We start from the raw sequence: 6,249 nt of genomic DNA on the forward strand, positions 1-6,249 counted from the left end.
TTGCTGAATCTTAATATGAAGAAATATGAAACGTGGCTTTGCGGTCTGTTGATGCGGCACTGAGATCCCACAGCAGCCGGGCCAGTGGGTCGGAGCAGGCCTCCGCACTGGGTTGGCTGGTCTCAAAACGCAGCCGACCAGGCCCCACAACTCGGTTGCTCCAGTATTGAAATCCACTGGCGTGCGGTTTTGAGCCATCGGCGAGGCCGGCCAGCAGGGCGCCAGCCCTCTGGGGACTTTCGGTGAGCCGCAGCAGGTCGCGAGCAACAAAGGCGAACAGGGCCTGGCCCATGGGGTTATGGCTGCGGCTATAGCGGAAGAAGCCCCCCTTACTGCGCGGGATCACCAGCCCCGGGCTCCAGGCGAGCACCGGCAGATGCGTGCCCTGCTCCCTCAGCCGCCGCTCCACCTCCCTTGCCATCAACAGGTTGCAAAGCTTGCTGTCTTTGTAAGCCTTCTCGGCACTAAAGCTGGCGCTGCCATCCAGCATTAACGCCCCAGGGCCCTGACGCAGACCGGCAAGATCTCCGAGGCCAGCCGGGAGACCCACTTTTCCCCCGGCGCTGGTGGGGTCGTGCACCTCCGATGCGGTGACCACCAAGCGAGGTGCCTTGCTCCCAATCAACAGGGGCAAAAGTTGCTGCAGCAGGGCCTGGTGACCCAGGTGGTTAACGGCGATGGTGAGTTCAAACCCCTGGGCCGACCAGCGGGGCTCGACCATGCCGCTGTACTGCAAGCCGGCGTTGAGCACCAAGGTATCGATCGGCTCACCCTTGGCCAGCAAGGCTTCGGCACAGCGCCCGATGCTGCTCAGATCAGCCAGATCGCAGCTAGGGGTATCGATCTTGTCGCTCAGGCGCTGGCGCAGAAGCGCGGCGGTGGTCCCATCCCGGCAGGGGATGGTGAGGTGGTGACCGGCCTGGAGCAGCAGGGTTGCCGCCTCAAAACCGATCCCGGAGCTGCCGCCGGTGAGCAGGATCTTGCGTGACTCTCCAGCCCTGCGCTCCTCAACGGCCATAGCCCCTGTTCCCGGCAACACCCAATTCTGTTGATCCAAAAGGCGGATCGCCAGGCAGCCGGCTTGGCGCCACGATGGCTACATCAAGAGCGCAGCGATCCCCGTGTCCAGCACCGAGTTAGCCCCGGATTCCCTGGCTGAGCGGCTGGCGGGCGTTGCGGGGATGGGTCGGGGACGGCGCCGTTTGGTGCTTCTGCTACCCCAGTTGGGGGATTTCGACAGCCTCGAATACGCCCAGGCCCTGGTTGCCGCCCTGCCGCAGCTGGAGACTGCCGGGATCGCCGTGCTGGCAATCGGTATCGGCCAGGCTGCCGGAGCCGATCGCTTCTGTGAATTCACAGGCTTTCCCCGCGAGCTACTGCAGGTGGATGCAGACCCGCAGCTGCACCGTGCCCTGGGCCTCTACGAGGGTCTGCAGCAGATCGGCGGCCCTTGGACCAACCTGCTTTTGATGTGCGCCGGCATCGGCTCTCCCGGCACCTTGGCCGAGGTGCTGCGCGGCTACACGGGCGATCGAGCGGCTCCCCAGCGAATCGCCGACGAGGAGACCATCCAGGCAGGCCCCTTGCCACCAATTAAAGGTTCGTTCTTTGCCAGGGCTGGCGGGACCGGATTCCAGCGCCCCTTCGAATTGGCCACGGTTCGGCTGCGCAACATGGGCGAGGTGTTGGGCAACTGGCGCACCTACGTGCCCTGCGACGACTTTCTGACCCAGCGCGGCGGAACCTTCCTGCTGGAAGACGACGACACCCTGCTCTACAGCTACAAGGATCGCGGCATTCTCGGCTTTTCGGCATCCATGGCAAGGCCGCTCAGCTTCCTGGATCCTTACCTCGCCTGATTATTAACGGCATACACAGACAGCGCCGAATCCGGTGGAAGCCCACGGGTCCTCGCTGCCTGGCCCTAGCCGTCTGGCCCTAGCCGCCAGGCCCTCGCCACATTGCGTTACAGTTCCCGTAACAAACCGCAACACTCATGGCTGATTCTGCTTCCCGCTTCGGATTCGTTGAATTTGCTGAAACCTGGAATGGTCGCCTAGCCATGCTCGGTTTCGTAATCGGCCTCGGCACTGAGCTACTCACTGGCCAAGGCATCCTTTCCCAACTCGGCCTGGGTTGATCACCATGGAAACCGATTACACAGCTGCAATTTTCACCGTGATTGCCCTTGTGGTGGTGCTCGGTGGCATGACCACCTACGTGCTCAGTCGCCCAACTGATCTGACCCCGAGATCCTGATAGCCGTAACTCTCAGCATCGTTGAGCCTAATTCCTCCTTCTTCGTTGCAAAAAAATGACAAACACTCCGGCTGGCCGAGAATGGCTTAAGCATCGGGCCGAAGAATTGTTTCTATTGGAACAGCTCAAACGCGTAGAACTGTTCAACGGCCGAGCAGCAATGTTAGGTATCGCGATTGGCATCATCACAGAAGGTCTTACGGGCTCCGGTATCGCTCATCAAATCGGCCTCGGAGCTCTGATAGACGGTTACGCCGCCTGCCGCACCCAGTTTCTTCCCTTCTGTTTCTGATCCTGATAGCTGCGCCATTGGCTGCAATGCTCTCAGTTTGGGCTTAAATTTTGGAATCTTAATGTTGGGATATTAAGTTTGCGTCAAGATTGCATTGCAGCGGGGCAATTTGCAGCCAAAACTTGCTGATCTCCAAGCAGCCCTTGAGGTGCCCCTGCCCCAGTTATGGAGTCAGCTTGGTCAGCGGCAGCTAAGGCCAGAGCTGATGGATCAGCCCGGACTTGATCCTCTTGATCATCAGCAAGCACTGCTTGGTCTAGCTCGCATCAATGCCTTGACCCGCAGCACTGCTGGCTTCTTTCCTGATATCCGTCGATTAGCAAAATTGAATCCCGCGCGGCGGTTGCGCCTCCTAGATGTGGCCTGCGGTGGGGGCGACGCGGTGCGTGCCATCAGTCGCATGGCCAAGCGGGAGGGGATTGATCTGCAGGTGCATGGCTGCGACATCAGCGCTGAAGCTGTCTCCCTGGCAAGTGCAGCAGCTAAGGCGGAGGGATTGGAGACTCATTTCTTCCAAACCGACGCAATCAATTCCCCGCTTCCCGGCGGTTATCACCTAATCACAACCTCGTTGTTTCTGCATCACCTCACGGAAGCCGATGCAGAAAGCCTGCTGCGCTCTATGGCCGCCGCCACCCTCGATCAGCTGTTGGTACACGACCTAATCCGCAGCCCCATTGATCTGCTGCTCACCTGGATCGGCACCCGGCTGCTGAGTCGCTCAGCGATCGTGCACATAGATGGACCACTCTCGGTGGGTGGTGCTTTTCAACTCGACGAGGTGGCGCAGCTGGCCGCATCGGCTGGCCTGGTGGGTGCCCAGATCACCCGCTTCTGGCCCGAGCGTTTCCTGCTCTCCTGGAGTCGGCATGCAGCCAACGCCTGAACTCGGACCGTTGCATATTTCGCCTTGCTGGGATGTGGTGGTAGTGGGTGCTGGACCGGCCGGCGCCCTTGCAGCCCATGGTCTGGCCAGTCGTGGCGTGCGCGTCTTGCTGGTGGAGCAGCGCCTCTTTCCTCGCTGGAAAGTATGTGGAGCCTGCCTAAGCCCCCAGGCCCTGGCAGCACTTAAAACAGCTGGACTTGGCGACCTAGTGGCGGCCCAAGGTGGCCTATCCCTTGAGCGGCTGCAGCTGGGGGTAGCTGGCCGGGTTAACCCGATAGCCCTGGGAGCTGGCCGGGTCCTGTCCCGCTCTCGCCTGGATCAGGCTCTGCTGGAAGCAGCTGTTGCAGTTGGTGCCACGGTGATGACGGGCACCCGGGCGGTACTGGGCGCTGCAGCCACCGGCTTAGAACCAGACCGGGAGGTGGTGCTGCAAAAAGGCACTGCAAGGTGGAGTGTCCGCGCCAAGGTGGTGTTGATCGCGGCGGGTCTCAGCCACCGCGCCATCGATAAGGAGGCTGAGATCAGCACCAGCATCCAGCCCCATAGTCGTATTGGCGCAGGGTGCGTACTGCCAGGGGAAGCTGCTGAGCTGGCTCCCGGGGTGTTGCAGATGGCTGTAGGCCAGGGCGGTTATGTGGGTCTTGTGCGGGTAGAGAGCGGGGAGATCAACCTGGCCTGTGCCTTCGATCGGCCCATGCTGGGCTCCGTTGGTGGTGCGGCCCTGCTTTGCCAAAAAATCCTGGCTGAAGCGGGCTTTGCGACTTTGCCTGGCCTTAAAGAATCAGCCTGGCAACTCACCGCAGCGCTCAGTCGTCGCACAATTCCGCTTGCGGGTCACAGGCTGCTGCTGCTTGGTGATGCCGCCGGCTACGTGGAGCCCTTCACCGGTGAAGGCATGGGCTGGGCTATTACCTCCTCACTAGCTGCCCTGCCTCTAGTGCTGCGCGGATTGGAGCACTGGGATGGGGCAATTGAGACGGAGTGGCGGCGCCTTCACCGCCGCTGGGTGGCACAGAAGCAGAGATCATGCCGAGTGCTGGCAGTGGTTTTGCGGCACCCCAGGATCAGCTGGGGGCTGCACAGGCTGGCGGGGAGCTTCCCCTCGGTCGCCGGCTCCATGATTGGGCTTCTGCAGCGGCCCGCCCTGCCCTGCTCGACGGACTGATCAATCATGCCCTTGTCCTTGATTGGTCTTGGCACTGCGGTGCCCCAGAGGCGCATCAGCCAGCAAGAAGCCCTGGCCCTTGCACCGCAGATAGGCAATGCCAGCCCTCGTCAACAACGGCTGCTGGAGAGGATCTACCAGCGCTCGGGGGTGATGCACCGCCACTGCATTCCCCTGCCTGACTCCGGCAACCCCTCAACGGCTGAGCGGATGAGGCGCTATCAACCGGCAGCGCTGGAGCTAGCCCTAGAGGCTTCCCGTTTAGCACTTAAGGATGCCGGTATCGAGGCCAGCGCGATCACCCACTTAATCACCGTCTCGTGCACGGGCTTTGGGGCCCCTGGCTTCGACCTGGCCTTAATCGCCAACCTGCCACTAGCCATGGATGTGGCCCGAACTCATGTGGGTTTCATGGGCTGCCACGGGGCGTTCAACGGACTGCGGGTGGCACGGGCCTTTGTGGAGGCTGATCCCAGTGCCTGTGTGCTGCTGTGTGCAGTGGAGTTGTGCAGCTTGCACTTGCAGGAGGGCTGGAACCCGGACCACATCGTGGCCAATGCCTTATTCGCTGATGGTGCCGGCGCGGTGGTGGCAGTAGCTGCCGATGGCCCTGGTGTGGGCTCAACCAATAAAACAGGCTTGCAGCTAGTCGCCTCATCCTCAACGGTGCTACCCGGCACTGAAGACCTGATGGGCTGGATCATTGAAGATCATGGTTTTTCCATGGTTCTTTCATCCAAAGTCCCCAGTCGCATCGCCGCCCAGCTGCGCCCTTGGCTGGTGCAGTGGCTGGCGGGCCTGGGGCTGACGTTGCCGGAAATAGAAACCTGGGCCGTTCATCCCGGCGGGCCCCGCATCCTTGGGGCGGTACAAGAGAGCGCCGGGTTGCAACCCGGCCAGATTGATCTCTCCACTGCGGTATTACGTCAGTTCGGCAATATGTCGTCGGCAACTATTTTGTTTGTGCTGGAGCGGCTGCGCACCTCCCCAGACCTCAACGGCCCATGCCTGGCTTTGGGTTTTGGTCCCGGTCTCGCAGTGGAAGCGGCATTGCTCATGGTGCAAAAGGCCACCTGATTGCGCTTCTGACCACTGATTTCCCATCCAGGCTTGTTGTACTACTTGTGCAACCACCCAGGCAACAAAAAAGCTCCCTTATGCAAGGGAGCTTTTGGGATTCCGTATTACCCAGCCGTAGCTGGGCTGTTGACTATCAACCGATTGCAGGTGCGGTCAGTGCCACGGGGGTGGCAGTAGCAGCAGCAAGGTCAAGCGGGAAGTTGTGAGCGTTGCGCTCGTGCATCACTTCCATACCCAGACCAGCGCGGTTCAGAACGTCTGCCCAGGTGTTCACCACACGGCCTTGGCCGTCGAGGATCGACTGATTGAAGTTGAAACCGTTGAGGTTGAAGGCCATCGTGCTCACGCCAAGTGCGGTGAACCAGATGCCAACCACGGGCCAGGCAGCCAGGAAGAAGTGGAGGCTGCGGCTGTTGTTGAAGGAGGCGTATTGGAAGATCAGGCGACCGAAGTAGCCGTGAGCAGCCACGATGTTGTAGGTCTCCTCTTCTTGGCCAAACTTGTAGCCATAGTTCTGGCTCTCGCTCTCGGTGGTTTCACGAACCAGCGAGGAGGTAACCAGTGAAC

8 protein-coding genes are annotated in these 6,249 nt (G+C 60.9%); 6 read left to right on the forward strand and 2 right to left on the reverse strand.

Annotation, left to right across the window (positions count from 1 at the left end; genetic code table 11):
• Positions 1 to 10 precede the first annotated feature (10 nt).
• Entirely contained in the window at positions 11 to 1,018 is a 1,008-nt protein-coding gene (locus C7K55_RS03180) for an SDR family NAD(P)-dependent oxidoreductase (RefSeq protein WP_106501943.1), read from the reverse strand.
• 163 nt (positions 1,019 to 1,181) lie between these two features.
• Here C7K55_RS03180 and C7K55_RS03185 point away from each other — a divergent pair, with 163 nt between their 5' ends.
• The 6 genes from C7K55_RS03185 to C7K55_RS03210 all read left to right on the forward strand — a co-directional run bounded on the left by C7K55_RS03185 (position 1,182) and on the right by C7K55_RS03210 (position 5,679).
• Positions 1,182 to 1,859 (forward strand): peroxiredoxin-like family protein, encoded by a 678-nt coding sequence (locus C7K55_RS03185; protein WP_106501997.1) that lies wholly within the window; start codon positions 1,182 to 1,184, stop codon positions 1,857 to 1,859.
• Between the two features lie 137 nt (positions 1,860 to 1,996).
• Positions 1,997 to 2,140 carry a chlorophyll a/b-binding protein gene (locus C7K55_RS03190; protein ID WP_106501944.1) on the forward strand — a complete coding sequence of 48 codons (144 nt, stop codon included), beginning with the start codon at positions 1,997 to 1,999 and terminating at the stop codon, positions 2,138 to 2,140.
• A 174-nt stretch (positions 2,141 to 2,314) separates the two neighbouring features.
• Positions 2,315 to 2,551: a chlorophyll a/b-binding protein gene (locus C7K55_RS03195; protein WP_106501945.1), complete on the forward strand. Its 237-nt coding sequence runs from the start codon at positions 2,315 to 2,317 to the stop codon at positions 2,549 to 2,551.
• 109 nt (positions 2,552 to 2,660) lie between these two features.
• Entirely contained in the window at positions 2,661 to 3,437 is a 777-nt protein-coding gene (locus C7K55_RS03200; protein WP_241518131.1) for a methyltransferase domain-containing protein, read from the forward strand.
• Positions 3,421 to 4,602 (forward strand): NAD(P)/FAD-dependent oxidoreductase, encoded by a 1,182-nt coding sequence (locus tag C7K55_RS03205; RefSeq protein WP_106501947.1) that lies wholly within the window; start codon positions 3,421 to 3,423, stop codon positions 4,600 to 4,602. The genes C7K55_RS03200 and C7K55_RS03205 overlap by 17 nt, the downstream gene beginning before the upstream one ends.
• Positions 4,603 to 4,608: 6 nt before the next feature.
• On the forward strand, positions 4,609 to 5,679 hold the full coding sequence (locus tag C7K55_RS03210) for a type III polyketide synthase (protein WP_106501948.1): 1,071 nt from the start codon (positions 4,609 to 4,611) through the stop codon (positions 5,677 to 5,679).
• Between the two features lie 136 nt (positions 5,680 to 5,815).
• Here C7K55_RS03210 and C7K55_RS03215 read toward each other — a convergent pair.
• Positions 5,816 to 6,249, reverse strand: a 434-nt coding sequence (locus tag C7K55_RS03215) for a photosynthetic reaction center family protein (protein WP_479415235.1), incomplete at its 5' end; no start/stop codon positions are given.

Origin of the sequence: Cyanobium usitatum str. Tous (assembly GCF_003011885.1) — a bacterium.
Taxonomy (GTDB): domain Bacteria; phylum Cyanobacteriota; class Cyanobacteriia; order PCC-6307; family Cyanobiaceae; genus Cyanobium_A; species Cyanobium_A usitatum.

Bases quoted from the DNA above. Each gene is read 5' to 3' on its own strand.
- C7K55_RS03190 (WP_106501944.1), top strand. From the start codon at position 1,997: ATGGCTGATTCTGCTTCCCGCTTCGGATTCGTTGAATTTGCTGAAACC.
- C7K55_RS03185 (WP_106501997.1), top strand. From the start codon at position 1,182: ATGGGTCGGGGACGGCGCCGTTTGGTGCTTCTGCTACCCCAGTTGGGG.
- C7K55_RS03205 (WP_106501947.1), top strand. From the start codon at position 3,421: ATGCAGCCAACGCCTGAACTCGGACCGTTGCATATTTCGCCTTGCTGG.
- C7K55_RS03180 (WP_106501943.1), bottom strand. From the start codon at position 1,018: ATGGCCGTTGAGGAGCGCAGGGCTGGAGAGTCACGCAAGATCCTGCTC.
- C7K55_RS03210 (WP_106501948.1), top strand. From the start codon at position 4,609: ATGCCCTTGTCCTTGATTGGTCTTGGCACTGCGGTGCCCCAGAGGCGC.
- C7K55_RS03195 (WP_106501945.1), top strand. From the start codon at position 2,315: ATGACAAACACTCCGGCTGGCCGAGAATGGCTTAAGCATCGGGCCGAA.